Origin of the sequence: Paraglaciecola arctica BSs20135 (assembly GCF_000314995.1) — a bacterium.
GTDB lineage: Bacteria > Pseudomonadota > Gammaproteobacteria > Enterobacterales > Alteromonadaceae > Paraglaciecola > Paraglaciecola arctica.
Window position 1 is genome coordinate 48523 of record NZ_BAEO01000021.1, and the last position, 25617, is coordinate 74139.

Here is a 25617-nt window from a genome sequence, read left to right on the forward strand (position 1 = left end):
AATTAAAAGCTAACGGACACTACAATTCATGTCAAGTAATAATCCCATTAATGTTTGACGGTGGTTTTTATGTTTGAATTTGTATTTTTGGGTGGCTACTTTTTCAATAAACTTGTTATATACACTTATGATGCAATGAATAAAGCTGGCGTCGCTTTTTTTGTATTGTATTTTTAAATTTATTTAAGAATGTATAAAATGGTTTTTTATCTTTTCTTTCTAATGGTGGGATTATATTTTCCGTTTGGTTGATTTTTTTAGTGCTTGGTATAAGCTGGATCATTAACAAGTGAGGTTTAGATTTCTGATGCCAAATGGTTTTTTTATACAGCATAGAAACTGAATATTAAATTCAAAACATAATAGTATTGCTATTTAAGGAAAAAATAATGGCTTGTATTCTGATTACTGGTTGTGGTTCTGGTCTAGGTGCGTCATTGGCAACTAGATTGGCTAATGAAGGGCATGAAGTTATAGCTACCGTAAGATCGCTCACTCATGGAAAAATTCAAAATAGTATAGCCGCGACGTTCAATTCGCCGAAATTCATTCAAATGGATGTCACTAATACCAATGAAGTACAAACTGTTTTTGATGAATTCGAGAAACATGATAAAAAATTGGATGTTGTTATTCTAAATGCAGCAAGCTATTCGATGGGCACTATTGAAAGTACTAATTACGAGCAAAGTAAACAGTGTTTTGACGTGAATTATTGGGGTGGGGTGAATGTTATTAGAGCTGTATTACCAATAATGCGTCGTCAGTTAAGTGGAAAGATTATAGGTATTGGCTCAATTTCTTCAGCTATTGCTTTACCTTGTGACGGATATTATTCCGCTTCTAAGGCAGCAATGGAGCGTACTCTAGAAAGTTTAAGGCATGAAGTAGCACCTTTCGGGCTCCATGTAAGTAACATAGCACCAGCCTCTTTTGGGTCTAACTTATTTCAATCACTACCGGATGAATTGCTAGAAAGTAATCCGTACTCGCCACTGTTAAAAGAGTGGCTAGCAAATATCAAACAAAATACTAATCCTAATGGGATAGGGAGAACAGAGGTTGAAGATATAATTTTGAGCGTTATCTCTTCGAATGAACCTGACTTTATCTATCCTGCAGGTGCTATGGCTTTAAAAGTTCTTAGTAGTTTGAAAACAATGACTGCCGAAGAAAGAACTCATGCAATTTCAACCTGGTCGGATACGCAATGGTGGTCAAAGGCTAACTTTAAAGAATAATAAACCAAGTTAGCAATTTCACCGAAAGACAGTTTAGCGCTAAGACATTGCCTCAGTTTGTAGAGGCAATGGTTGGGTAATTATTGGGATGAATAATAATCTAGAGTGCTTTAATTAAGTAAGTTTGTGACCGCAACACCAATAAAAGACGCTATAGCATAACCAAATATGCCGCACATAATTCCCGGAGTAACGAGTGTACGCCAGTTACGAGATGTAGCTATCGCCGCTGTAACAGCTGGTCCTACTAATGCGGCGGCAGAAGCCACTACTGTTTCCTTGAGATCAAGTTTCATATATCTTGCAAGTAATAATGTCACCGTAAGGTGAGTAATAATAATAAACATACCGTAGAAAAATAATACTATAGCTGAACCTAAAAATACTGACATATCGGTACCAGCTCCAACAACAGCGAAGAACAAATACATTAACAACAATCCTGTATCAAATTCGCCTTCTAAGTTGTCCGTTAATTTGGGGCATAAATTCGCAATAAGTAGAGTCAGTACAGTAATAACTAAAAACGTATATTGGCCCAAGCCAGAAGCGTCGGCGATATACTTAGAGACAGCGCAAATTGCAAAGCTTAATGCAATTGCACCAGTGATATGAGTGAGTTTAAATCTTGATGTATGATCTACGTCTATATTTTCATGCGCTAACATTTCGACAGATTTATCTGTAAATGAAGGGAAAAAACGAGTCAGCCATTTTGTTGTTGGGATAGCAAGCAATGCCATTAGTGCAATAATACTGACGATACTACTTGCACTAATTGCAGCGCTGAATTCGTCTTTCGACATTTCCACAACTTGAGAAACGGCTAAAAAATTTACTGCTCCGCCAATATAACCTCCGGTGTACACGCCGGCAACTTTTGGGCCTATAGTGCCAAGATCGAAAATAAAGAACCCAATAACTGCGCCAACAATTGTAGCTAGACTAGCAAGACAAAAAATTAATAATACCCTGCCACTCTCTTTAAATATCTTACGCAAGTTGCTTTTAAACAGTAATAAAGGGATCGCAAGCGGAACCAATGTACTTCCAACAAAATCATAAGCTGGGCTCTTTAAGGGAATGATGTGTAGGTTTGATAAAAGAATGCCGGTACAGATAACCCATACAACACCGGAAATTTTCCGACCTATTGAGAGAGTATCCATCCAAAAGCCAAACCAGGCTAAGCCAAATATGACTGTACAAACAGCCATTATATTGTCTCCAGGGATAAAAGACATATGATTACTCTCCTCAAAGGTTACGGCCAGTATGTACGAAGTCTCGACGTAATATTAATGTTACGTACTAGAATTTCGATTTACTCTTATTAATTGAAATACTAGCAATCATGGGATTATATATCAATAATCTTGTTCTGTTATTATATGATTATTTTTTGATTTATATTTTCAACTTGTCTATTATTATTGCTAAGCATTTGTTTTTTATGATGTGTGCTATATTTTCGGGTTTGTTTTGTATGCAATTTATCTTATTGGCTTTAGCCTTTATTTTTTAATTGTGGGATTTAATTTGCTTTTTTAGCCTGATTGGAAATTGTGAATGTTTTAATGATGGTCAATATTTTGGGTCAATAAAGTTAAATTTACATTGTGTAATATATTTTTGTTAGACATTTTATTTATTATTACAAGATACGTTGAAACAAGAATCTTGACTGTTTGTTTTTAGTCAAATTTGTTTTTTATCACCGTATTATCGGAAGAACAATAATCAGTGTAGGCACACTACTTAACATATTAATCGGTGTTTTCGTTGCACCGTTTATTATCGGTTTGACTTTTAAGAGTAAAAATATGATTTATATCGTTATGGGGGTTAGTGGTTCAGGTAAATCGACAGTTGGGGATTTATTGTCTAAAGAATTGTCATTACCATTTTATGATGCAGATGATTTCCACTTTCCCGAAAGTATAGAAAAAATGGCGAAAGGTATTCCTTTAACAGATGACGATCGCAATCCATGGTTATCGCTATTAGCGATAAATATCGCTCAATGGGAAGCTAAGGGCGGAGCTGTTTTAGCCTGTTCAGCATTAAAAGAAAGTTATAGAGATATTTTACGTTCTACAACGGAAAATGTGGTGCAGTTTATTTATTTGAAAGGCACACAAGCGTTACTTGCGACACGGTTAAGAAGTAGAAGTTCACACTTTATGCCTGAATCCTTATTGGAAAGTCAGTTGAGTACATTAGAACCTCCTGAGCAAGCAATTACAGTGTTGTTAGATAATACCCTTGAGAACATTATTTTCGAAATTTTAAAGGAAATAAACCAATGACTTATCCTATCCACTATGTTGACATTGAGAATACAATTTCAGATGGTGATTTAACGCGCATTATCGATGAGTTTATTGCTCACAAAGCAATTAATGCTAAAAAGATTCTGATTTTACCTCCAGACATTACCCGTTTCTATTCGAAAGCCGGTTTCATTTCGACTTATCTTTATAAACAGTTGAAAGAACAAGCTGATATTTTCTTTTTACCAGCTCTAGGTACGCACGAGCCAATGTCTATTGCTGAAATTGAAACGATGTTTGGCACTGAAATACCAAAAGAAAGGTTTCTTCCTCATTTTTGGCGTACCGATGTTGAAGTCCTTGGTGAGATAACAAGTGAAAGGATAGCCGAGTTATCAGAAAATAAATTAAATTGCACTATGGAAATAGCCGTCAATAAATTGATATTAGATAAGTCATGGGATTTGATTATTTCCGTAGGGCAAATAGTACCTCATGAGGTCATTGGTATGGCTAATTACACTAAAAATGTACTGGTTGGGGTAGGCGGTGCAGATACTATTCATAAATCTCATTATTTAGGGGCGGTCTATGGCATGGAGCGTATTATGGGCCGTACTTATACACCCGTAAGACAAGCCTTAAATGAAGGGTTTGATCAATTCTTACGCCATTTACCAATTGAGTTTATTTTAACGGTTCTTGGTAAAAAGGACGATAGGTTGGCGCTGCAAGGTGTTTATTGTGGTAACCAAAATGAGACTTATGAAGCAGCTTGCCAGTTGAGTCAGCAATTAAATTTAAACTTATTAACAAAACCCATTAAGAAAGCTATTGTCTTTTTGGAGCCTGCAGAATTTAAAACCACCTGGCTGGGTAATAAAGCTATCTATCGTACCCGTATGGCTATGGCTGATGATGGAGAACTGATTATCCTAGCACCAGGGTTACATCGCTTTGGAGAAGATCTGGCTATAGATCAGTTAATTCGTACCTTCGGCTATAAAACTACCGATGAAACTTTAGTTGCCGTTGAAAATAATCCTGATTTAGCGAAAAACTTATCAGCTGCAGCTCATTTAATTCATGGAACAACTAATGATCGTTTCAAGGTGACTTATTGTCCTGGTGATGGTTTAACTCAAGAGGAGGTTGAATCAGTAAACTATCAATATTGCCACTTTGACGAGATGGTCAAACGCTACCCCCCAGACAAACTAAAAAATGGTTGGAATACATTAGCAAACGGTGAGGAAGTTTTTTATGTCAGTAATCCAGCTTTGGGTTTATGGGCAACGGAAAAAAACTTTAATAACTAATGATGCCATGTAATTTAAGTGGAACTGCGGTAAGAATTTATGGAAGTAACAATGGATAATTCACATATACATTTGGATATTGTCGGAGGGATTGCTGGCGATATGTTTATTAGTGCTTTGTTGGATGCATTTGAACCGCTTCAGTTTGAGGTGCTTTCGAATATTAAGCAGGTAATTCCAGAGAGTATTGGTATAGCTGTTTTATCAAATGGCTTAAACTCGGGTATTAGCGGCCTTAACTTCAGTCTGAAGCTTAACAGTGCAGACTGTAAGTCTGAACAGCATAAACCTGATGATGATCATAGGCCCTCTGACAATCATGGACATCAGCATAGTCACGGGCATAAGCATCATAAACATTCCAATGAAACGACTTATAAATATTTATGCGAACTATTAAGAAGCAGTAGCCTAAAAGCCGAGGTGACTGAAATAGCGTTGGCCTTATTGACTATTATTGGTAAGGCCGAGGCAAAAATTCATAATAAAACCCTAGATGATGTTCACTTTCATGAGTTAGCAGATTGGGATTCTTTAATGGATGTAGTAGCTGTTGCTGTTATTCTTAATGGCTTATCAAAATGTACCTGGAGTTGCTCTAAACTACCTTTAGGTAGTGGGTTGGCCGAGACTCAACATGGCCTTATCCCCGTACCTGCACCAGCAACTGCGGAAATATTACTCGGCTTCGAGTTTTTCGACGACAATATTAAAGGCGAACGTATTACGCCAACTGGTGCTGCAATACTCCACTATTTACGGAAAACCGGTTTAATGACTATGCTGCCTCAAGGGCACTTAGTGGCTACGGGTTATGGCTTAGGGACTAAAGTGTTTCCAGGCATGCCAAATATTTTACGAGCATTACATTTTAGCAAAAGTATCGCAGAAAATTCGCTGCAAGATAAACAACCAGATACGGTAGTTGTTATTGAGTTCGATATTGATGATATGACCGGTGAAGAGCTTGCATTATCTCTCGATATATTGAGAGCGCAACAAGGTGTTATTGATGTTGTCGTGCTATCAGTACGTGGCAAAAAAAATCGTTCAGTAGAGTGCATTCGTGTGTTGGCATCATGCGCATCTTATCAGAATGTTATAGATACCTGTTTCAACCAAACCAGTACTATTGGTTTGCGATACCGATTTGAAACAAGGCAACATCTACACCGTGATAATTACCAAGTTCAAGGCCTTGCATGTAAAAGTGTGACTCGTCCTAATGGGGATGTAACCTGTAAAATAGAACATGATGAGCTTAGCTCTTTAGAAACCTTGAACCAACGTAGAAGGTTGAAATACCAAATAGAAGTATTAAGTGAAGGTAGTACTTCATGATGAATGAAAAAGTAGCTGAATTGATTGTTTTCTTTAATCAGTTTGAAGAGTTTTGTATAGCCGTCAGTGGTGGTATAGATAGTATGCTACTCGCGTACATTGCTAATCGATTTTCTAGCGCTGAAGTAAAAATTGTGCATGCATTCTCTCCGGCAGTACCGCAAGCAGCTTTAGATAGAGTGAAAGCACATGCACAAGCTTACCAATGGGATCTTGAAGTGATTGACGCCAACGAATTTGATGACGTCAATTATATAAATAACCCGGTGAATCGTTGTTATTTTTGCAAAAGTAACTTGTATACGCGGGTCGCAGAACATGGCAATGGAATCATTTTCTCTGGTACTAATGTTGATGATTTAGGCGATGTTAGACCGGGTTTAACCGCAGCTACTGAACAAAACGTTTTGCACCCTTACGTTGAAGTTGGCATTAATAAAAAAGAGATTTATGAGATTGCGGCATTTTACGGCTTAACAGAATTGTCTGCTTTACCCTCACAGCCTTGCTTAGCAAGTAGAGTCGAGACTGGAATTAAAATTAAGCCTGATGACATGAAGTTTATAGATAGTGTTGAAGAAAAAGTACGTCACTTTTTACCAACTTTCAAAAATATTAGGTGCAGAATTTCTCAACAAGGTATTTTTGTTGAGTTAGACAGAATGCCCGAAAAAGTCCCCTTAGAGCTTTTATCTTATAACTTGAGCGAATATTGTGCCAATCAAGGCCGAATATTTTCAGGTATGAAAGTTTATCAAAAAGGTTCAGCGTTTCTTAATGGACTAAACCATGGAGCAACGAATGGATAACTTTATTTGGGACAAAGATAGGAAGGCAAGAACTGGCATTGCGGAAGCTGTGTTTTGTTTGCATAAAAGCGCACAAGATCTTCATCCCATCATCCGTTTTAATATTGAGAATTCTACTCCCGTACTGTTAACACGATTATCGCAACAACAATGGCTTGCCTTGCCATTAGAGCTGCAAAATGCGCTTGATTATGATGAGTGTTCAGAAACGGCGATAATTAATGGTTCGCAAAAATTATCCACTAAAAATGATGTTTGTATTGTAAGCGCTGGGACTTCTGATCAGGCGGTCGCCATGGAAGCTAAACGCACCTTAGCATTTAATGGATACCAAGCTCCAATATTTGCAGATCTGGGGGTCGCAGGGCTTTGGCGGTTGATGGAAAAAATAGATGAACTTCGTCAATACAAGATCATTATCGCGTTAGCAGGAATGGAGGGAGCACTCTTTAGTGTCTTAGCAGGCCTTGTTAGGGCACCTATAATCGCCGTACCTATATCAGTAGGTTATGGTGTTTCAGCAGGGGGAAATACAGCATTAGGTAGTGCATTAGCTTCCTGCTCTCCGGGAATATTGACTGTAAATATTGATAATGGTTTTGGTGCAGCCAATGCTGCAATAAAAATTTTAAACCAATTTAGTGAGTAATAAAAATGATTGATGGAGATTTTTTAGCGGCAGTCTTAACCGGAATAATGTTTGGTATTATCCACGCTTTTGACGTAGACCATATAGTCGCTATGGCAACTTTTTCGGAACAAAAAAACAAAAATAAGCAAATATTAACTTACGCTTTTAAATGGGGGACTGGTCACGGAGGTATTTTATTATTGTTAGGTATGTTACTGATTTTTATTGGTTTTCAGCTACCTAATTGGTTTGTTCATTATTCTGAAATAATGGTGGGAGTTTTGCTCATCTATTTGGGGGTAAAATTATTAGTATTGCTACATCGGAAAGGTACCTTTAGTGTACCTGAATCATTAGATCTAGCCGCCAGATCTTTAAATAAACATGACCACACACCCTTATTCATTGGCATGTTGCATGGTGTTGCAGGAAGTGCTCCCTTACTGGCATTGCTTCCCAATATGCTAGAAACCCAATTTTTGTTGCACATTAGCTTATTTTCGATAGGTTGTTTGTTTGGCATGTTTTGCTTCGGCTATATTTTTGGTTCATATCAAGTCTATATAAAGCAAAAGAAAGAGAAGCTTGCTAAGGCATTTACGCAATTGTTGGGTATTGGATCAATAGGATTAGGTGCATATTGGGTCTTCAGTTAATTACATAAATAAGCAAGTTTGTATTTTGTATTGTTTGCTAGATCTTGGATCCACCATCGCCGCAGTGTTTTAGTCGCTTCCTTGTAGTGGCAAACAATATTTTCTGTTCAAGTGCCGCTACTCACGAAACGTCATAGCCAACAAATCCCTGTGTTGCTCTATTATGGTTTCCTATTCTTGGGCGCTGCGCCTTGCCATTATCAATTCTGATAGATTTCTAAGTTGACACTGTGCTCTGCTAAATCAAATATATAGAGCAGGAAGTTCATCGGACGATACATTCCTTCCTTAATTATCGAACAAAAAAAAGCATATTAAATTTCATTTAGTGGGATTAAGAAAGATATTTAAATTTTTATTTTATACTAAAAATTAGTTTTTCATTAGTTAACCCCATTTATATAGGCCGTTTTGGAGGTTTTTTCTTCGTAAACTCATTGTTTTATCTTATTTAAAGGGATTAAATATTTCTTGCAATTGATTATTGGTGGGATTAAATTGGTTTCATTCTATACTGGTACAAAAATCAAGCGTCTTAATTGAGATTAACAAAAGATAAAAAACCAACATTTGGGGAATACTAAAATGAGAATGAATAATTTTGTAATAAAACCTTTAGCAGCCGCGATTGCCTTGTCAATTTCAGTCGACGTAGCTATAGCTGCCGAATCCAATGAAGTGCAGGGAGCTGCAATGGAAAAAAAGGTCGAGAGTAAGAATCTTGAGCTTGAAACTATTGTTGTAACTTCACAACGTCGAGTGCAGACATTACAGGAGGTTCCGATCAGTGTTACTGCTTTTTCTTCTGAAGCTTTGGAAAAAGGCGGTATTGTTGAAGCTCGGGATTATTTGTCTCAAACCCCAAACGTATCATTTAGTGAGGATGGAGGCGCAGGAAGTCGAAGTGTAAATATAAGTGTGCGTGGGGTAAGTAATGTTGGTTTAGGTGAGGTAGTTACTGCGAATTCTATTGGGTTTTACATCGATGAGTTAAATGTAGGGAGTGTGTCTACAGGAACCATTAACCCTCAATTGCAGGATATGCAACGTATTGAAGTTTTGAGGGGACCACAAGGGACATATTTTGGACGTAACTCATTGGGTGGGGCACTCAACATCAGTACCAAATTACCCGATGAAGAATTATACGGAGAGGTTTCTGTCAACGCAGCAAGTTTTGGTACTTTAGGTGGTGAAGGTATTTTTAACCTACCTATATCCGATAAATTAATGATGCGCGCTGTGTATTCGTATAATGAATCGGATGGTGAAGTTGAAAATATAAACCCTGACGGATCTGATCTTGGATATGAACACACAAGCGGCCGTATAGCGCTAAGAGCACTACCAACTGATGAATTGACCATTGACCTGTCGGTAACTTATACAAATGAAGATGAAGGTGGAGATATAACAGTACCCACGGGAGTTATTAATTTAGATAGTCAAAGTATTTTTGGTTCTGATTTTAAGGCAATTGATGAGTTACCCTCTTACCCTCAAAATGATAGTAAGGTAAACCGTAATTTAGTTGAATTAAATGATAATGAGTTTTCGATTGTAAATTTAAGAGTCGCCTATGATTTTGATGGTTTTGAATTCAAATCTATCACAGGCCTTATTGATAGTTCGACTAGTCGAGCATTTGATCTAGATAGTACTAGTGTCGACGCTCTACGACGCTTTAATGAATATGAAGCGACCTCCTTTAGTCAAGAGCTACGTTTGCAAAGCACCGCTGTTCAAGAGTTTGATTGGACGGTAGGCCTGTTTTATGCTGAAGACGATATCGAGCAATTTAACTCAATTCAAGCGGGAGCTGATACTTCTTATACAAATCCGAATACTGGAGAAGTCATTGGGCTATTACCTCCAATTCCAGCTGGATTTCGAATTAATGAAAACAATCGAGTGTTTAAGACCGAAAGTATCGCGTTATTTGGTGAAACCGTTTGGCATATGAATGAGCAATGGGATCTCACTTTGGGGGCTCGTTATACTCAAGATGACGTTAAAAACGAAGCCTTTGATCGTTTTGCTTTTGAATCTCCAGTACTCGATAGTAAAGGTGATGTATCGTTCAATGATTTTTCACCTAAGGTTGTGGTGAAATATACGGCTAGTGACGACTTAAATATCTATGCATCTGTTTCTCAAGGTTATAAGTCTGGTGGTATAGACTTTTCTAATGATGGTAGCGAAGCTAGCAATTTTAAACCAGAGGAGTTATCCAGTTACGAAATTGGCTTCAAATCAAGCTTGCTTGATAGCCGCGTAAACCTGTCAGCGGCGCTGTTTTATTTAGATTGGACTAATTTACAAGTGCAATCTAATTTTTTAAGGGTCCCTGGTGATATTAGTTCAGCAGTAGAAAAAACCCTTAACGCAGCTGAAGTTTCAGCTACTGGTGTTGAGTTTGAATTAACGGCGTTACTTTCCGAAGGTTTAATCGCTAGTTTTAGCGGTGGTTATTTAAATTCAGAATTTGATAGTTTTGATAATGCAATAATCAAAGGAACTACTACTCCAGTTAGTTTGAGTGGTGAGTCTTTACCCAATACTCCTGAGCTAACCTTAAGTGGCTCTTTAGATTATACATACCCTGTTGGTGATTCTGGTATGGAAGGGTTCGTACGTGCAGAGTGGAACTATCGCGATGAATCAGCAAGTAACTTAGAAGCCGTTGCTTCAAATGCCGGTTTGTTAGATTTACCTGCATTTCCTTATCAGATTGATTCATACAATGTAGTTAATCTTCGTGTCGGATTGAGAAATGATAACTTTCGGATCAATGCTTATGTCGAAAATCTTTTTGACGAACAATATTATACCGGTACTGGAGATGGTTTTGGTTTGTCAGGCATACGTGTGAAACCACATAGCACTGTGCTTGGTGTCAAATTCACCTATATGATGTAACAGTAAAGATAATTAGATGAATTAGTCTCGAATTAATTTGAGACTTTCTCTTCAAAAAAAGAGTTATCCGTTTTGATAAAGTGCCAAACCTTTAAATCAAAATAACGTGGTAACTCTTATGTTGCATTCTAATAATCCCGCTTTTAATTACAAAGCGGGATTATTCCATTTAAGGGACGGTCAAAAATTCTTATCTAAGCGTTGTCGTTTAGTAACGCTCCCATTCCCATGTTCAACCCTAAAGGGGTAGATGGGTAAAATGGAGCTCTTCATAGTTGTCAACGAGCGCTATTACTTCAGCTGCCTGATACTGGACATTTGCGTTAATCAAGAAACATAGAGGTTGAAAAAGTGAATCTACATTGCGGGACTACATTAAAGAAGGTTTTTGTATGAGAGAGATAAATATCAGCATAATTGTCGTATTTGTTGTTTCGTTATTTCTGGTGTCGTGTGAAAACGATAGTAGTGTGACATCCAAAATTACGAGTGCAGTACCTCCTAATATTGTCATTATATTGGCAGATGATATGGGATTTGGAGATCTAAGCATAAATGGCTCAGGCAAAATTAAAACGCCAGCCATTGATCAACTCGCAAGAACTGGTTTCAATTTTACGCAGTTTTATGCCAGTGCGAATATTTGTTCACCTTCACGTGCTGGATTAATGACGGGTAGATATCCGATCCGTACCAGCCTTGGTTACAATGTTATCACCGCAGGCGACACTCATGGACTTCCGAAAACCGAAGATACTCTTGCTGAATTAGCTCTACGCGCTGATTATCGCACCATGTTGATTGGTAAATGGCATCTGGGCCGCTTTCCAGAACATGCACCGATGAAACATGGATTTGAAACGTTTTATGGTGTTCCACACAGCAATGACATGGCTAATTTTGCTCTTTACTCGGGCGATAATATTGTGGAGCAACCGGTTGAACAGTCGACCTTGACCCTGCGTTATACAGAAAAGTCAGTATCTTTTATTGATGCAAATGCGAAACATCCTTTTCTTCTATTTGTGTCACACACCATGCCGCATATTCCATTATATGCGTCCGAAGATTTTGCCGGAAAATCGGATGCCGGGGTTTATGGCGACGTAGTTGAAGAATTAGATTATAGCACTGGCAAGATTGTTGCGGCTTTGAAACGAAACGGGATATTCGACAATAGCATCATAATCATAACCAGCGATAATGGTCCCTTTTTTGAAGGGGCAACGGCAGGCCTTAAAGGTGGTAAGGGATCTACATATGAAGGCGCTTATCGTGTACCGTTGATCATCTCCTGGCCTGCTGGCATTGCCAATCCGGCGGTGACAGATGCGATTGCGATGAATATTGATATTTTGCCGACTATTGCCGAGGCTATTGAAAGTAAACCAGCAGCCAGTATAATTGATGGACGCAGCCTGTTGCCATTGCTGCGTGGAGCTGAGAAAAGCCCCCATGAATATCTCTATTATTTCAATAATGAAGATGTGGTTGGTATTCGTAATCAGCAGTGGAAATATCTGACCCACACCTATTACCGGCGCTCCATCGGAGCACTTGAGAAATTTGATCAACTCGATGGATTTAAAACATCCTACGACCTTCTATTTGCAGCAAATAATAGTGGCGGAGAAGAATATAGCATGGCGGCCCGTCAGCCAGAAATTGTGGCCCTATTGAAAGCCGAAATAAGTAGGGCAAGAGCGGAGTTCGATGTACATCGAACGCGGCCTAAAGATAAGACTTTTCCAGAATAGGAAGCTAGTCACTCACCTTTACGTTGGTAATTTAGCCGCGTATTGTAAATCTCGGGGGCTTGCCCCCGTGTTATCTGTCCCTCTTACTTTAGTCATTTTAGGGAGTCAGGTAATAAGCCCCAGTTCTGCGTTTGGTGCTTTAACTCAATGAATTAGTCCTGACTTCATTTGCTATTTCTGTTTGATATAGGGCGGTACTTTAAGTTAAAACCTTAAAATTAAAGTAATAATCATTCTTTATTACTTAACCTAAACTCTGGTTAAGACGTGCCGCTGCCCTAAAAGTAACTGTAACGAAAACAATATCTTAGATGGTTAGAATTGATTTACTAGGCATTAAACATATCCAGTGCTGCTTATCCAGAACTCGGGTTACTTAATAACGCATAAGCCATTTTGTTGTAAGGTGCGTCTAACCCTAATTTTTCACACCTATTTATGACTACTTTCACGATACTATCTAATTCCATTTCTCTACCTTGTTCTTTGTCCATTAGCATAGAGGTTTTGATAGGGGTGAAGGTTTTAATTAATTCGAACATCTCTGTAAGATCTTGTTGTGTTAAATTCACGCCGTCTGCTGCAGCGGCATTTACTGTTTCTTGCATCATGCAATAAACAATGCCTCCAAGCTTATCTTGGTTAGTTAACGCGAATGTATCTAGTCCAGTAAGTGCAGAAAGGGGATTCACCCCGTTATTAATTATTAGTTTTCGCCATAACTCTTTTTGAATGTCAGTACTTATTACATGAGGGATTTGTGCATGTTTCAAGGCCGCTGTAAACTGCTTGAGGACGGTATTTCGCGAGTCAGGGTGATGGCTAATGTTCGGCCAAATTCCGGCAATAATTTCAGCTTTTCCCGTCGATTTAATGACACCTGGTTTGACAACATGACTACCAATTCTGACCGCCAGTCCACCTATGACTCGTTGTTCTCCAATTAAACTAGAAAGTATGTTTTCATTATCGACACCATTTTGCAGTGATAAAACAAAAGTTGGATGTTCTTTAAGCCAACTTCCCATCTCTTCAACAAAATGGGACGTTGAATGAGATTTTAGGGTAAGAATAATTAAATCAAAATCATCAGGTCTAAATTTTTCTCTTATTTGTTTATGAGAATGAACATCAATGTTAGTTCTATAAGTGGTATTTTCATGCTCTAAGGTCAGCCCGTTTTTTTTGATGGCTGCTAAATGCTTGCCCCGAGCAGTGAATACGATTTGGTTACCAGATTGCAGTAATTTATATCCGTAATAACCGCCAATTCCACCTGAGCCAATGAATAGTATTTTCAATTCTATATAACCTAAAACTCAGATAAATTTAGAAACAGTTTTTGTAATGTAGCGTTCAGAGCTTCGACTTGTTCGCTAGAAAAATCAGCATAGATACTTTCAAAAAGTCTTTGGGAGTTTCCGATAACTTTGCTAATAGCTTGCTCTCCGCTATCTGTCAATTTAACCATAGATACTCTGCCATCTTTCTCACTAGTAGATATTTTCACATGTCCATCAGTTTGAAGTTTATATGTTGCTCTGGTGATCGTAGGCGTTTTTGCTACAGCATGGGTTGCAATATCACTCACGCTCAAAGTGCCCATTTCCCTTAAAATCATCAAGATGCGCCAAGCTGTAATATTGATACCACCTTTTTTAAGTGATTTTTCCATTCTTAATGAATAAGCGCTGGCTACCCTCATTAACCAGTAAAAAGGATATTGCTGGAATTCAAAATCATCCGATGCAGGTTTAAATTTATCAAGTCCGTCTGTGTTTTTCTTCATTTTCAATTCAATTTTTTAAAATTAGACTTTATATTTTACGTGATAAATCACATTAAGCACACTGCTATTTTTCGTGAGTATGCATTTATTTTTAAGAGTAACTAGCGTTATTTATTGAGTTTTCACTTAAATAATTAACTGCATAAATTGCGTGACTATTGATATGTAGCCCACTGAAGTTAGAGTGATTGGAATTGACTAGGTATTTGGTACTGTGATGGGTTCATCTACTGGCGGCTTATTCATTGAGTTAGGCTTTAATGTTCAACTAAATGATCTCATATTTTCAGTGCCTTATTGGACGTTTTCGAACTCACAATGGATTTGAAAATCCTATCATTAACGGTGCATCTTCTTTTCATCGCCTACAAATTGCCTAGGATAATTAAGTCGCAAAATTCATTTAACCTAGTTCACCCATTTTAGTAATAAATCAATAACACAACATTCACTTAACATTTTACTTGAAATGTAATGTAATTAACCTTAAGCTAATTACATCAATTTTAGCTAAATAGGCAAAGCGCATATATGACTGTGTTCACGGAGCAATTCGATATTGGGGAAAATGCTGATTTAGTTGCGGGTGTTAAAGACAACATCGACGTTGCTGGATTTGTTACCCAAGCTGGAAGTGAGTCGCTTTGCCATACTCCCATTGCTTTAAGTCATGCTGACGTCGTTACTACTGTGCTGGGATCGGGTGTAAAGCTAATAGGTAAGTTAAATATGCATGAACTTGCTTTTGGCATGACCGGAGTTAACGAATATTTGGGCACCCCTACAAATTATCTTTTTCCTGATTACATTACTGGCGGATCGTCAAGTGGTTGTGCAACTGCTGTAGCACAGGGGAAAGTTGATTTTAGTATCGGAACGGATACCGGAGGTTCAATAAGAGTCCCGGCAGCATGTTGTGGTGTGTTTGGTCTAAAACCTACATTTGGACGCTTAAGTCGTAGAGGTGTTTTACCTGCAGAGTCAAGTTTGGACTGCATTGGACCGCTTGCATTTTCAGCGGACAGATTGATTGATGCTATGTGTAGTATGGATAAAACGTTTAGTCCGATAAAGCCATTGGCAAACATCAAACTAGCTAGGGTGTCGGTTAATGCTGAAAGTGTTATTCAAATGCAGGTCGATAATGCACTGAAAAAAGAATTTTTGAAAGTCAGCCAGACCGATTTGCCAAGCTTTACAGCCGCATATGATATGGCACTAAAACTGATGAACTTTGAAATGTGGCAAGCATATGGGCATTTGGTTGGAACCGGTAAGCTCGGGCCTGATGTGGAAAATAGATTGCTTGGCGCACGAAATATAGACCCAAGTGTTGTTACTGAAGCTGAAGTAGTACGTAAAAGATTTAGCCAAGAAGTTGATTCAGCACTCAGAGGCGTCGATGCGCTTGTTTTACCAACACTTGCGGCATTCCCTCTTAAAAGAATAGAAGCACTTGCAGGTCAAAATGATCTGCATATTAGTTCATTAACCCGGCCTTTTAATTTGTCAGGCCATCCCGCAATCACAATCCCTATTCGCAATAATCTTGGTAAGCCTGTCGGTATGCAGTTAGTAGGCGCAAAGGGACGTGATGAAGTCATTTGTTACATCGCGAAGAAAATTAGTGATAACAATAAAATTTACGCGTAAGTGTTGGAGATAACCTATGTACAAAAATGCAGTCGATAAAGAACAGTGGGGTGGTGAGGTTAAATTCAACAGCTTACTTAGTGATATTAGAGCGCGTCGAGCTGAATTCGAAGAGCAACGCTACATTTCGCAAGACATTATTGAGAAATTCAAAGATATCGGAATTTACCGAGCTTTTGTGCCTGAAACTTTTGCTGGTGGTGGTAAAACACCGAGCGAATTTTTGAAAGCGATAGAAGCTATTTCCGCGGCCGACGGCTCTGCAGGTTGGGTCGCTAGTTTTGGCATGAATCCAGCCTATCTTGCGGCACTCCCTAAAGAAACTCTAGATAAGGTGTGGGGAGATTCACCTGATATCGTTTTTGCTGGTGGTGTCTTTCCTCCACAACATGCAGAAAAAGTTGAAGGGGGCTACATTGTTAACGGTCGTTGGCAGTGGGGGAGCGGTTGCATGGGTGCTTCACTGATAGGTGTCGGAATTATGCCCGGTGAAGGCTCAAAAGTGCCAAAAATGGCGGTATTGCCAGCAGATAAAGTAACGATAGAGCATACCTGGGAAGTGCATGGAATGGTGGGGACTGGAAGTTTTGATCTAGTCGTCGAAAATGTCTTTGTAGCTGAAGAGTGGACCTTTATCCGAGGTGGAACACCAACAGTAGAATCGCCATTTTTTAAATATCCATCGTTATCTTTTGCTTCACAAGTATTAGCTGTAACTGCACTGGGAATAGCGCGAGAAGCAATAGATGTTGTGGTTAATTCAGCTAAAGGCAGGAAATCCGTAACAGGAGCTCCTAACTTGGGCGAGCGTCACTACGCGCAAATTGAAATAGCAAAAGCAGAAGCAAAACTTCGTTCATCTCGAGCTTTCTTTTATGAAGCGACTGATGAGGTTTGGGAGGTCATTGTTCGTGGCGAAGAACCTACACCACATCAAGTCAGTATGCTCAGGTTGGCTACCACTAATGTCGCTAGAGAATGTGCAGAGGCTACTCGAATTGCCTATCAATTGTCTGGAATGCAAGGGGCTTATTTAGAGCATCCATTGTCTCGCTGTTTCCGCGATGCTCATTTAGTGACCCAACACGCCTTTATGGGGGAAGTAACGTACCAAAATGCGGGGGCTATGATGTTTGAGCATCTACCTTTCCCGGGTTATTTATAAACACTTTTAAACTTAATTGAGGAAAAATTATGACTAAATTAACAACTCACCGTGTGCTGTTTTGTATCGGTATCAATCAAAACTTTATGGATTCAACTAAAGAAGTCATGGGGGACGTTTGGCAAGCTTTTAGTGCCATGATGAAGGGCATTTCTGATCTACCAGACGTAAAAGTATTAGGCATTATGGACGATGATCGAATCATGGTTGGTCCTTCTGCTACAGCACCATGGACAGCTTATATTATGGCCGATGTTCCTGACATCGAAACGGTAATTGCAAGTTGTGACTTTTTCCGTTCAACCCCAGTTGGTGATGGAACTTATAGTTTATGGAAATACGCCAAAGTTGAAGCGCGTATAGGCCGTGAACTGGTTGTACCTAGTTAATTTAAGGACACTTAATATGACTTCATTACTTAATCTGGATTCACTACAGCAACGCCTGACAACGCTGGAAAATGAGAAGCGTGTCAGTGCGTGTATGAATAATTATATGAGTCTTTGTGACGATTTAGGACCGGGTTTTGAACTTGAAACTCTTATGCATCTGTTCACTGAAGATGCTGTTTGGGAAGGCAAAGGTAAACGTTATGGGAAAACATTTGGTCGCCATGTTGGGATCAACGCTATTGAAATGATGTTTGCCAAATACATTAAAGAGCCAGGTCACTTTTTTCTCAATGTGCATCTATTGGGTAATGAAGTCATAACAGTTGACGGTAATGAAGCAAAAGGCAGTTGGATGTTAATGCAACCGTCAGATTTTATTGATGGTAAGTCACAGCTAAGTTGCGCTCGGATTACTGCCAAATTCCGGTTGTCGGGTAGATTTTGTCAAATTAGCCACTTTAAAACAGAAAATAAGTTTAGCCGACCAATGAGTGCATCTTGGGATAACAGTGCGGCATTGCCGGTACCAAAATAGGATCTAGAATGAAAACTCAAATTAAAGTAAAAAATATTAACAGCACTTCAGACTTGGTACTAGATGACCGCGTGCATAAGTCACTTTATTCGGATGAAAAAATATTCGAGGAAGAGTTAGATAAAATCTTCAACAACACCTGGGTTTGGCTGGCTCATGAAAGTGAGCTACCAGAAGCTGGGTCGTATAAAACTGCAACCATCGGCCGAAACCCTGTGATTGTTGTGCGTGATCGTAAAAAGAATATTCATGTGATGCTCAATCGATGTCGACACCGCGGCGCCACTGTGTGTGAAGGGAAAACAGGTAAAACAAAAGCTTTTACATGCCCTTATCACGGTTGGGGATATGGTCTCGACGGGAGTTTGCGTGCTTTACCTAAGCCTGAAGAATATGAAAATATTCTCGATAAAGCTGAATTTGGTTTGATTAAGGTGCGAACTGAGTCTTACCAAGGAATGATTTTTGCCACTCTTAAAGATGATCTTGAACCTTTAGAAGATTTCTTGGGCGGCGCCAAAAAATGGATCGACTTGTTTATGAAACAAGGCGGTGGCTATCCGATTAAAACGTTGGGTGACCATAGGTTTAGATTCCCTGGCAATTGGAAAATACAGTTAGAAAACACCACAGATGCCTATCACTTTCCAATAATACATAAGTCTTTTATTTCCTCATTAGATGAAGAAGCTTCCGAAATATTTGATTTCTTAGATGGCGACGGTTTTGTTGAAGACTTAGGTAACGGTCACAGTGTCATGGTGATGATCCCTGAGCTTGTAGATTTAGACGAAAACTTAGATGAACCTATTCCGGAACGTTATGGCGATTTGGCTAAACAACTAGCGGATGAAGGCCATTCAGATCTTGAAGTCAGACGCCTTGTTCGAGCGGTTGGTGGTGGCGGTTTTAACTTGAACTTATTTCCAAACGTTGCTTGTTCGATGGCGTTCTTTCGTAACTTAGTACCTATTAGTGTTAATGAAACTGAGATCCATCATATAGCGTTGGGCGGCGATGGTGCCCCTGAAGCATTCAATCAAAAACGCATTCGTTTACACGAGCATTTTCAGGGCCCTATGGGTTTTGGTACGCCGGATGATGGTGAAGCATGGGAGCGCGTGCAGGCAGGATCTATGGCGGGAACTGACGGTTGGATTATGCTCCACCGTGGTATGTCAAAGCTGTCTACTTCAGCTGATGGCAATGTCCAAGGCGCCGTATGTTCCGAGACAGGTATGCGTGCAGCGTACCAGCAATATAAAAAGTTAATGTCTCAATCAAGTGAACAATAAGGAATTAGACAAATGAAACTAGATACTCAATTGCTAGCAGACGTGACCGCCTTTTTGAATATCGAAGCAGATATGCTTGATAACAAAGAGTATCACCAGTGGCTAGATCTGTGGCTTGAATCAGGTTTGTACATAGTCCCGGTTGACCATAATGCCACTGACTATGCAAATACGTTAAATGTAGCCTACGACAACAACAAAATGCGTTTGGCCCGTATTGAGCGATTAACCAGTGGTAATGCAGTCTCAACCCAGTTAAGCGAAAAAACGGTACGAACTATGTCGAGATTTCGCATTCTTGATGATGTTGACGGCTTAGTGCGCGTACGTTGTGCTTATTGTTTGTATGAAGACAATAAAAATGGTGTGCGCTGCTACCCAGCAAATTTACAGTTTAAGTTAGCACGTGATGGCGGCAGTTTTAAAATTGCAGAGAAAGTCGTCAAGGTCATGAAGTCTAGTCAATACCTGACTACCGTTAGTTATTTATTTTAGGTGCCAAGATGAAAACTACTAAATCAAAAGTGGCACTGGTTACTGGTGCAGCGCAAGGATTGGGTTATGTGATCTGTGGATCATTACTCAAAGCCGGCTATTCAGTAGTCGTCAGTGATATCAACTTCGCTAATGCGCAGCAAGCAGCTCAAGAACTTGATAAAAGTGGTAAAAAAGCAGTCAGTATCAAGCTTGACGTAATGAGCAAAGAAGATTTTTCTGCTGCGCTGGCCTTTACGGTTGAAACCTTTGGTCACTGTGACCTATTGGTCAACAACGCAGCTATGACACCAACCACCCCGCTGATGGAAATTTCTCCTGAAGAATTTAGCCAAGTATTGGATATTAATCTGCGAGGTAACTTTTTAGGTTGCCAAGTATTCGGTCAATATTTCGCAGATAACAATTTTGGTCGGATTGTTAACCTTGCATCTTTAGCTGGGCAAATGGGGGGGACTGCTTCGGGAGCACATTACGCATCCTCAAAGGCGGGCATCATGACATTGACCAAGATATTTGCCAGACAGTTCGCCGATGTTGGTGTAACCGTGAACGCTATTGCCCCAGGCCCGGTTGACGTGCCGTCTGTGCGGGAAAAAGTGCCTGCAGATAAGCTCGAACACATCATTAATAACGTGATACCCGTAAAGGCACTGAGTGATCCAACGTTCATCGGCTCTATGGTCGTAATGTTGGCCGCGGATGAAGCAAATACAGTGACAGGTGCTACTTGGGACATTAACGGCGGAATATACATGCGCTAAGCATGACGAGGAAATATTTATGAACGGTGAATTAATTGATGTAGTCATTAAATCTCGGAAGGAGCAAGGGGCAGGGATTGCAGTCATTGAATTGGTAGCCAAAGACGGTAAGCCATTACCTGATTTTTCAGCGGGTGCGCATATAGATGTGCATGTCGGTGATGACCTCATTCGTCAATATTCACTGTGTAACGATCCGGTCTCAAGTGATGTGTATAGGATTGGGGTGTTAAATGATCCTAAATCAAGAGGTGGTTCAATTAAAATACACACTGATTTTATCGAGCAGCAAACGGTAACTATTAGTGCCCCTCGCAACCATTTCCCCTTAGATGAAAATGCCAAGAAAAGCATTTTAGCTGGTGGTGGGATTGGTATTACCCCAATGATGGCAATGGCTTACAGACTATTGCGTGATGGCAAAGAATTTGAACTACATTACTGTACACGTACAAAAGGGGCGGGGGCATTTGAACAGGAACTAGTTACTGCTTTTGGTGAACGTGTGGTGTTTCATTATGACGATCAATCAAAGTCACAGTTGTTTTCTCCTGAAGTGACTTTCAGTCCAGTTGAAGCGGGTACACACATATACGTTTGTGGCCCTACAGGCTTCATGGATTGGGTCATAGATAGTGCAAAAAAAATGGGCTATCCATCAAATCAGGTTCATTTTGAATACTTCAGTGCTGACGTGGATACCTCCGGTGAAAGTTTTGAAGTGTACTGCGAACAAAGTGATATTACGGTCACAGTAGGCACCGATGACACTATCGCTAGGGCGTTAAAAAAAGCTGGAATAAAAGTCAATATGTCCTGTGAGGAAGGAGTCTGTGGAACCTGTATTACCGATGTACTTGAAGGTGAGCCAGATCACCGCGATCACTTTCTAACTGATGAAGAAAAAGCGGACAACGATCAGATTGCGCTGTGTTGTTCACGAGCGAAATGCAGCCGTTTAGTCATCGACCTGTAGTCTTTTTAAAAGAAAACACTATGAGCTATCACATCACTATCGACGGAGAACATTTTAACTGCCCAAAAGGACAGACCGTCCTGATAGCGATGAGAACGCTTGGAGTCGATTGTTTACCTGTAGGTTGTTGTGCCGGTGGTTGCGGGGTTTGCAAAGTAATAGTGCTCGAAGGTGACTATGCAACAAAAGTCATGAGTCGGGCAAAAGTGTCAATCGAAGATGAGGCAAAGGGGATCGCGTTAGCGTGTCGTATTTTACCCGAAAGCGACCTGACAATATGCCGAGTAAAAGATTAACAAAAAGAGAATAAGTTACAACATCTGGTCGCCTAGAGTGTTTAGCCGACCCTATCAATAAAAAGTAATTGGGAGAGATCAAATGCGTAAAGGTGTGATAAGACCAGGGCATATCCAACTTAGAGTGATGGATATGGAAGAAGCATTAAAACATTACCGAGATCTGATCGGTTTAATTGAAGTTAATCGTGACGATAAAGGACGTGTCTACTTAAAAGGGTGGACTGAAGTTGATAAGTACTCATTAGTCTTAGTTGAGTCAGATACCCCTGGTTTAGATTTTATCGGTTTTAAAGTATTAAATGATGATGTGCTCAATGGACTCAAAAACGACCTAATAGAATATGGTTGTGAAGTATCTGAATTCCCTGCTGGAGAACTTGATTCATGCGGACGTCGTGTTAGTTTTGTTGCACCGAGTGGGCATACCTTCGAATTATTTGCTGACAAAGAACAAACCGGAAAATGGGGGTTAGCAGATATTAACCCTGATCCTTGGCCGTTAAATTTAACAGGCATGAAGGCAGAGCGCTTTGATCACTGTTTATTAATGGGTCCAAATGTGCCAGCGACACAAGCATTATTTGAGCAAGTTCTCGGGTTTGGTTTATCTGAGCAAGTGGTAGCACCAGACAATACGGTAGTTGCTGCTTTTATGAGCTGTAGTTTGAAAGCTCATGATATCGCTTTTGTTGATTGTCCAGATCCTGGCAAGCTTCACCACGTATCTTTCCTACTGGAAACATGGCAAGACCTGCTCAAAGCAGCAGATTTGCTAACTATGACTGAAACCACTAAGGATGTTGGCCCAACCCGCCACGGTTTAACCAGTGGGCAAACGATCTATTTCTTTGACCCGTCAGGAAACCGTAACGAAGTATTTTGTGGCGGTGATTATTACTATCCAGATCATCCCCCTGTCACTTGGAAGGCTGAAGATTTGGGCAAAGCCATTTTTTACCACGAACTTTATATTCACCCGACTTACCTAGAAGTTTTAACTTAATTAATGGAGTTTTAAAGTGACTGAATTCAAACACTTTATTAATGGAGCCTATTGTGGCTCTGAGAGTGGCAAGACCTTCGAAAATCGTAATCCTGTAGACAATAGTCTGCTTGGTTTAGTGCATGAGGGTGGTAAATCTGAAATTAACGCTGCCGTTGCTGCCGCTAAAGCTGCGTTGACTGGACCTTGGGGGAAATTGACTCAAGCCAATCGTTTGGCTTTATTACATAAAGTTGCTGATCGAATCAATGAACGTTTTGAAGAGTTTCTTGTGGCCGAATGTTTGGATACGGGTAAACCTAGATCTTTAGCGTCACATATTGATATTCCTCGAGGTGCAGCAAATTTTAAAACCTTATCTGACACCTTAATCAATGAAGCGACTGAGTCTTTCAATATGGATACACCAGACGGAACGGGAGCTTTAAATTTTGGCTTTCGTAAACCCAAAGGTGTCATAGCAGTTATTTCCCCATGGAACTTGCCTCTTTTATTGATGACTTGGAAAGTAGGTCCCGCACTAGCGTGTGGTAATACTGTGGTCGTTAAGCCTTCAGAAGAAACACCCGCTACAACCACTTTACTTGGTGAGGTGATGAACGAATGTGGAGTTCCTCCAGGCGTATTCAATGTAGTACATGGTCTTGGCCCTAATTCAGCAGGAGAATATTTAACCCAACACCCTGATGTGGATGGTATTACCTTTACCGGTGAAACCCGCACAGGTGAAGCGATTATGCGCGCAGCATCAGTTGGTTTACGTAATATCTCGCTAGAATGTGGCGGCAAAAACCCCGCTATTGTTTTTGCTGACTGTGATATGGATAAAGCGATTGAAGGGACTATGCGTTCCGCTTTTGCCAATTGTGGACAAGTTTGCTTAGGCACTGAGCGTGTGTATGTGGAACGCCCCATTTTTGACGAATTTGTTAGTCGGCTTACTGATGCGGCAAAAGAACTCAAACTCGGTGTGCCTGAAGAAGATGGCGTGAATATGGGGCCGTTAGTCAGTTTAGAGCATAAAGACAAAGTCCTTAGTTATTACAAATTGGCCGTGGAAGAAGGTGCGAAAGTCCATCTTGGAGGCGGAGTACCTAAGATGGGCGGTGAGCTAGATCAAGGGGCTTGGGTTGAGCCAACAATATGGACTGGGTTGAGCGAAAACTCTCGAACGGTGAAAGAGGAAATTTTTGGTCCATGTTGCCATATTCAACCCTTTGATACTGAGCAAGAAGCGATTGATATGGCAAACGCAACTGTTTACGGCCTAGCTGCCGCGGTTTGGACTGAAACTACGGCCAAAGCAATCCGTGTCTCTCAGGAATTAGATGTTGGTATTGCTTGGGTTAACTCATGGTTTTTACGTGATTTACGCACAGCGTTTGGCGGAGCAAAACAATCAGGTATTGGTCGTGAAGGTGGAAATCATTCTCTCGAGTTTTATACCGAACTAAAAAACATCTGTATCAAAATGTAGGGAACAAATTATGAATGAAAAAATTATCAAACAATGCGGTGAACAGTTATATCAAGCCTTACGTTCGCGCCAGTGTATCAAGCCACTGACAGAAACTTATCCTGAAATGACGATAGATGACGCCTACAAGGTGTCTTTACATCTGAACGAGTTACGTCTTGCCGATGGTGAAAGAGTTATTGGTAAAAAAATTGGTGTTACCTCAAAAGCTGTGATGAACATGCTTAAAGTAGGGCAACCTGATTTTGGCTTTTTAACGGATAAAATGGTTTTTAGTGAAGGCGAAGAAGTGCCCATTAGTGGCCAGCTAATTCAGCCAAAAGCAGAGGGTGAAATTGCCTTTATTTTGAAGCAGGATTTATTAGGGCCGGGTATCACTGCCGCTGATGTATTAGCAGCGACAGACTTTGTTATGGCTGCCATTGAAGTGGTCGATTCTCGTATCGAAGATTGGAAAATAAAAATTCAAGATACGGTTGCAGATAACGCATCTTGCGGTGTGTTTGTGCTAGGCGATCGTGCTGTTAATCCTCGTGATGTGGACTTGTCTACATGCGGCATGGTGGTAGAAAAAAATGGTGCCATTATATCGACAGGCGCAGGTGCAGCGGCATTAAATAGCCCAGTAAATTGTGTGGTTTGGTTGGCTAATACTCTTGGCAGCTATGGTATTCCACTAAAAGCCGGCGAAGTTATTATGTCTGGCTCATTAGTACCTTTAGAGCCGATAAAAGCAGGTGATTCGATGCGCGTTTCTGTGGGTGGAATTGGTAGCGTTTCGGCACGCTTTGTTTAGCCGTGCTTTTTTAACCGCTTATAGGTGAATGA

The 25617-nt window shown here is 40.0% G+C and carries 24 protein-coding genes; 21 read left to right on the plus strand and 3 right to left on the minus strand.

Features of this window, described 5'->3' with window-relative positions; all coding sequences use genetic code 11:
- The first annotated feature begins 389 nt into the window (after positions 1–389).
- Positions 390–1241 (plus strand): SDR family NAD(P)-dependent oxidoreductase, encoded by an 852-nt coding sequence (locus GARC_RS08130; RefSeq protein WP_007618709.1) that lies wholly within the window; start codon positions 390–392, stop codon positions 1239–1241.
- A gap of 110 nt (positions 1242–1351) precedes the next feature.
- Here the strand turns inward: GARC_RS08130 and GARC_RS08135 are convergent, their stop codons facing one another.
- The gene (locus tag GARC_RS08135; RefSeq protein ID WP_007618711.1) at positions 1352–2485 is read right to left on the minus strand and encodes a DUF819 family protein; all 1134 of its coding nucleotides are present in this window, start codon (positions 2483–2485) and stop codon (positions 1352–1354) included.
- 444 nt (positions 2486–2929) lie between these two features.
- Here GARC_RS08135 and GARC_RS08140 point away from each other — a divergent pair, with 444 nt between their 5' ends.
- From GARC_RS08140 to GARC_RS08175, 8 genes are all read left to right on the plus strand, one after another.
- Positions 2930–3550: a gluconokinase gene (locus tag GARC_RS08140; protein WP_226989082.1), complete on the plus strand. Its 621-nt coding sequence runs from the start codon at positions 2930–2932 to the stop codon at positions 3548–3550.
- Complete coding sequence (locus tag GARC_RS08145) at positions 3547–4833, plus strand: lactate racemase domain-containing protein (RefSeq protein WP_007618717.1); 1287 nt, start codon at positions 3547–3549, stop codon at positions 4831–4833. The genes GARC_RS08140 and GARC_RS08145 overlap by 4 nt, the downstream gene beginning before the upstream one ends.
- A gap of 51 nt (positions 4834–4884) precedes the next feature.
- The gene (gene larC, locus GARC_RS08150) at positions 4885–6174 is read left to right on the plus strand and encodes a nickel pincer cofactor biosynthesis protein LarC (RefSeq protein ID WP_007618720.1); all 1290 of its coding nucleotides are present in this window, start codon (positions 4885–4887) and stop codon (positions 6172–6174) included.
- Positions 6171–6983 carry an adenine nucleotide alpha-hydrolase family protein gene (locus GARC_RS08155; RefSeq protein ID WP_007618722.1) on the plus strand — a complete coding sequence of 271 codons (813 nt, stop codon included), beginning with the start codon at positions 6171–6173 and terminating at the stop codon, positions 6981–6983. Before larC ends, GARC_RS08155 begins: the two co-directional genes overlap by 4 nt.
- A complete protein-coding gene (gene larB, locus GARC_RS08160) occupies positions 6976–7632 on the plus strand; it encodes a nickel pincer cofactor biosynthesis protein LarB (protein WP_007618724.1) in 657 nt (218 codons plus the stop codon). The genes GARC_RS08155 and larB overlap by 8 nt, the downstream gene beginning before the upstream one ends.
- A gap of 5 nt (positions 7633–7637) precedes the next feature.
- Positions 7638–8270, plus strand: coding sequence for a hypothetical protein (locus tag GARC_RS08165; RefSeq protein ID WP_007618726.1), 633 nt, complete (start codon positions 7638–7640; stop codon positions 8268–8270).
- 585 nt (positions 8271–8855) lie between these two features.
- Positions 8856–11189: a TonB-dependent receptor gene (locus tag GARC_RS08170; RefSeq protein WP_007618728.1), complete on the plus strand. Its 2334-nt coding sequence runs from the start codon at positions 8856–8858 to the stop codon at positions 11187–11189.
- Positions 11190–11581: 392 nt separating this feature from the next.
- Positions 11582–12946, plus strand: a complete 1365-nt coding sequence (locus tag GARC_RS08175; RefSeq protein ID WP_007618729.1) for a sulfatase family protein — start codon at positions 11582–11584, stop codon at positions 12944–12946.
- A gap of 356 nt (positions 12947–13302) precedes the next feature.
- Here the strand turns inward: GARC_RS08175 and GARC_RS08180 are convergent, their stop codons facing one another.
- Both GARC_RS08180 and GARC_RS08185 read right to left on the minus strand, forming a co-directional pair.
- Positions 13303–14247, minus strand: a complete 945-nt coding sequence (locus GARC_RS08180; RefSeq protein ID WP_007618730.1) for a ketopantoate reductase family protein — start codon at positions 14245–14247, stop codon at positions 13303–13305.
- Between the two features lie 11 nt (positions 14248–14258).
- The gene (locus GARC_RS08185; RefSeq protein WP_007618731.1) at positions 14259–14735 is read right to left on the minus strand and encodes a MarR family winged helix-turn-helix transcriptional regulator; all 477 of its coding nucleotides are present in this window, start codon (positions 14733–14735) and stop codon (positions 14259–14261) included.
- A gap of 531 nt (positions 14736–15266) precedes the next feature.
- Between GARC_RS08185 and GARC_RS08190 the strand changes: the two genes are divergently transcribed.
- The 12 genes from GARC_RS08190 (at position 15267) to dmpE (ending at position 25585) form a co-directional block, all read left to right on the plus strand.
- On the plus strand, positions 15267–16388 hold the full coding sequence (locus GARC_RS08190) for an amidase (protein WP_007618740.1): 1122 nt from the start codon (positions 15267–15269) through the stop codon (positions 16386–16388).
- A 16-nt stretch (positions 16389–16404) separates the two neighbouring features.
- Positions 16405–17553, plus strand: coding sequence for an acyl-CoA dehydrogenase family protein (locus tag GARC_RS08195; RefSeq protein ID WP_007618741.1), 1149 nt, complete (start codon positions 16405–16407; stop codon positions 17551–17553).
- A 29-nt stretch (positions 17554–17582) separates the two neighbouring features.
- Positions 17583–17942 (plus strand): hypothetical protein, encoded by a 360-nt coding sequence (locus GARC_RS08200; RefSeq protein ID WP_007618742.1) that lies wholly within the window; start codon positions 17583–17585, stop codon positions 17940–17942.
- A 16-nt stretch (positions 17943–17958) separates the two neighbouring features.
- A complete protein-coding gene (locus GARC_RS08205; protein ID WP_007618743.1) occupies positions 17959–18480 on the plus strand; it encodes a nuclear transport factor 2 family protein in 522 nt (173 codons plus the stop codon).
- Between the two features lie 8 nt (positions 18481–18488).
- On the plus strand, positions 18489–19775 hold the full coding sequence (locus GARC_RS08210) for an aromatic ring-hydroxylating oxygenase subunit alpha (RefSeq protein WP_007618745.1): 1287 nt from the start codon (positions 18489–18491) through the stop codon (positions 19773–19775).
- Between the two features lie 12 nt (positions 19776–19787).
- A complete protein-coding gene (locus GARC_RS08215; protein WP_007618746.1) occupies positions 19788–20270 on the plus strand; it encodes an aromatic-ring-hydroxylating dioxygenase subunit beta in 483 nt (160 codons plus the stop codon).
- A gap of 8 nt (positions 20271–20278) precedes the next feature.
- The gene (locus tag GARC_RS08220; RefSeq protein ID WP_007618748.1) at positions 20279–21034 is read left to right on the plus strand and encodes an SDR family NAD(P)-dependent oxidoreductase; all 756 of its coding nucleotides are present in this window, start codon (positions 20279–20281) and stop codon (positions 21032–21034) included.
- A 19-nt stretch (positions 21035–21053) separates the two neighbouring features.
- The gene (locus GARC_RS08225) at positions 21054–22010 is read left to right on the plus strand and encodes a PDR/VanB family oxidoreductase (protein ID WP_007618750.1); all 957 of its coding nucleotides are present in this window, start codon (positions 21054–21056) and stop codon (positions 22008–22010) included.
- Positions 21983–22306 (plus strand): 2Fe-2S iron-sulfur cluster binding domain-containing protein, encoded by a 324-nt coding sequence (locus GARC_RS08230; RefSeq protein WP_226989083.1) that lies wholly within the window; start codon positions 21983–21985, stop codon positions 22304–22306. Before GARC_RS08225 ends, GARC_RS08230 begins: the two co-directional genes overlap by 28 nt.
- An 82-nt stretch (positions 22307–22388) precedes the next feature.
- Complete coding sequence (locus GARC_RS08235; RefSeq protein WP_007618754.1) at positions 22389–23312, plus strand: catechol 2,3-dioxygenase; 924 nt, start codon at positions 22389–22391, stop codon at positions 23310–23312.
- Positions 23313–23328: 16 nt separating this feature from the next.
- Positions 23329–24789: a 2-hydroxymuconic semialdehyde dehydrogenase gene (locus GARC_RS08240; RefSeq protein ID WP_007618756.1), complete on the plus strand. Its 1461-nt coding sequence runs from the start codon at positions 23329–23331 to the stop codon at positions 24787–24789.
- A 10-nt stretch (positions 24790–24799) separates the two neighbouring features.
- On the plus strand, positions 24800–25585 hold the full coding sequence (gene dmpE, locus GARC_RS08245; protein ID WP_007618758.1) for a 2-oxopent-4-enoate hydratase: 786 nt from the start codon (positions 24800–24802) through the stop codon (positions 25583–25585).
- The last annotated feature ends 32 nt before the right edge of the window (positions 25586–25617 follow it).

Excerpts from the sequence above, each read along its gene's own strand:
- GARC_RS08130 (WP_007618709.1), top strand. The coding sequence starts at position 390 with ATGGCTTGTATTCTGATTACTGGTTGTGGTTCTGGTCTAGGTGCGTCA.
- GARC_RS08135 (WP_007618711.1), bottom strand. The coding sequence starts at position 2,485 with ATGTCTTTTATCCCTGGAGACAATATAATGGCTGTTTGTACAGTCATA.
- GARC_RS08145 (WP_007618717.1), top strand. The coding sequence starts at position 3,547 with ATGACTTATCCTATCCACTATGTTGACATTGAGAATACAATTTCAGAT.
- larC (WP_007618720.1), top strand. The coding sequence starts at position 4,885 with ATGGATAATTCACATATACATTTGGATATTGTCGGAGGGATTGCTGGC.
- GARC_RS08155 (WP_007618722.1), top strand. The coding sequence starts at position 6,171 with ATGATGAATGAAAAAGTAGCTGAATTGATTGTTTTCTTTAATCAGTTT.
- larB (WP_007618724.1), top strand. The coding sequence starts at position 6,976 with ATGGATAACTTTATTTGGGACAAAGATAGGAAGGCAAGAACTGGCATT.
- GARC_RS08165 (WP_007618726.1), top strand. The coding sequence starts at position 7,638 with ATGATTGATGGAGATTTTTTAGCGGCAGTCTTAACCGGAATAATGTTT.
- GARC_RS08170 (WP_007618728.1), top strand. The coding sequence starts at position 8,856 with ATGAGAATGAATAATTTTGTAATAAAACCTTTAGCAGCCGCGATTGCC.
- GARC_RS08175 (WP_007618729.1), top strand. The coding sequence starts at position 11,582 with ATGAGAGAGATAAATATCAGCATAATTGTCGTATTTGTTGTTTCGTTA.
- GARC_RS08185 (WP_007618731.1), bottom strand. The coding sequence starts at position 14,735 with ATGAAGAAAAACACAGACGGACTTGATAAATTTAAACCTGCATCGGAT.
- GARC_RS08190 (WP_007618740.1), top strand. The coding sequence starts at position 15,267 with ATGACTGTGTTCACGGAGCAATTCGATATTGGGGAAAATGCTGATTTA.
- GARC_RS08195 (WP_007618741.1), top strand. The coding sequence starts at position 16,405 with ATGTACAAAAATGCAGTCGATAAAGAACAGTGGGGTGGTGAGGTTAAA.
- GARC_RS08200 (WP_007618742.1), top strand. The coding sequence starts at position 17,583 with ATGACTAAATTAACAACTCACCGTGTGCTGTTTTGTATCGGTATCAAT.
- GARC_RS08205 (WP_007618743.1), top strand. The coding sequence starts at position 17,959 with ATGACTTCATTACTTAATCTGGATTCACTACAGCAACGCCTGACAACG.
- GARC_RS08210 (WP_007618745.1), top strand. The coding sequence starts at position 18,489 with ATGAAAACTCAAATTAAAGTAAAAAATATTAACAGCACTTCAGACTTG.
- GARC_RS08215 (WP_007618746.1), top strand. The coding sequence starts at position 19,788 with ATGAAACTAGATACTCAATTGCTAGCAGACGTGACCGCCTTTTTGAAT.
- GARC_RS08220 (WP_007618748.1), top strand. The coding sequence starts at position 20,279 with ATGAAAACTACTAAATCAAAAGTGGCACTGGTTACTGGTGCAGCGCAA.
- GARC_RS08225 (WP_007618750.1), top strand. The coding sequence starts at position 21,054 with ATGAACGGTGAATTAATTGATGTAGTCATTAAATCTCGGAAGGAGCAA.
- GARC_RS08230 (WP_226989083.1), top strand. The coding sequence starts at position 21,983 with ATGCAGCCGTTTAGTCATCGACCTGTAGTCTTTTTAAAAGAAAACACT.
- GARC_RS08235 (WP_007618754.1), top strand. The coding sequence starts at position 22,389 with ATGCGTAAAGGTGTGATAAGACCAGGGCATATCCAACTTAGAGTGATG.
- dmpE (WP_007618758.1), top strand. The coding sequence starts at position 24,800 with ATGAATGAAAAAATTATCAAACAATGCGGTGAACAGTTATATCAAGCC.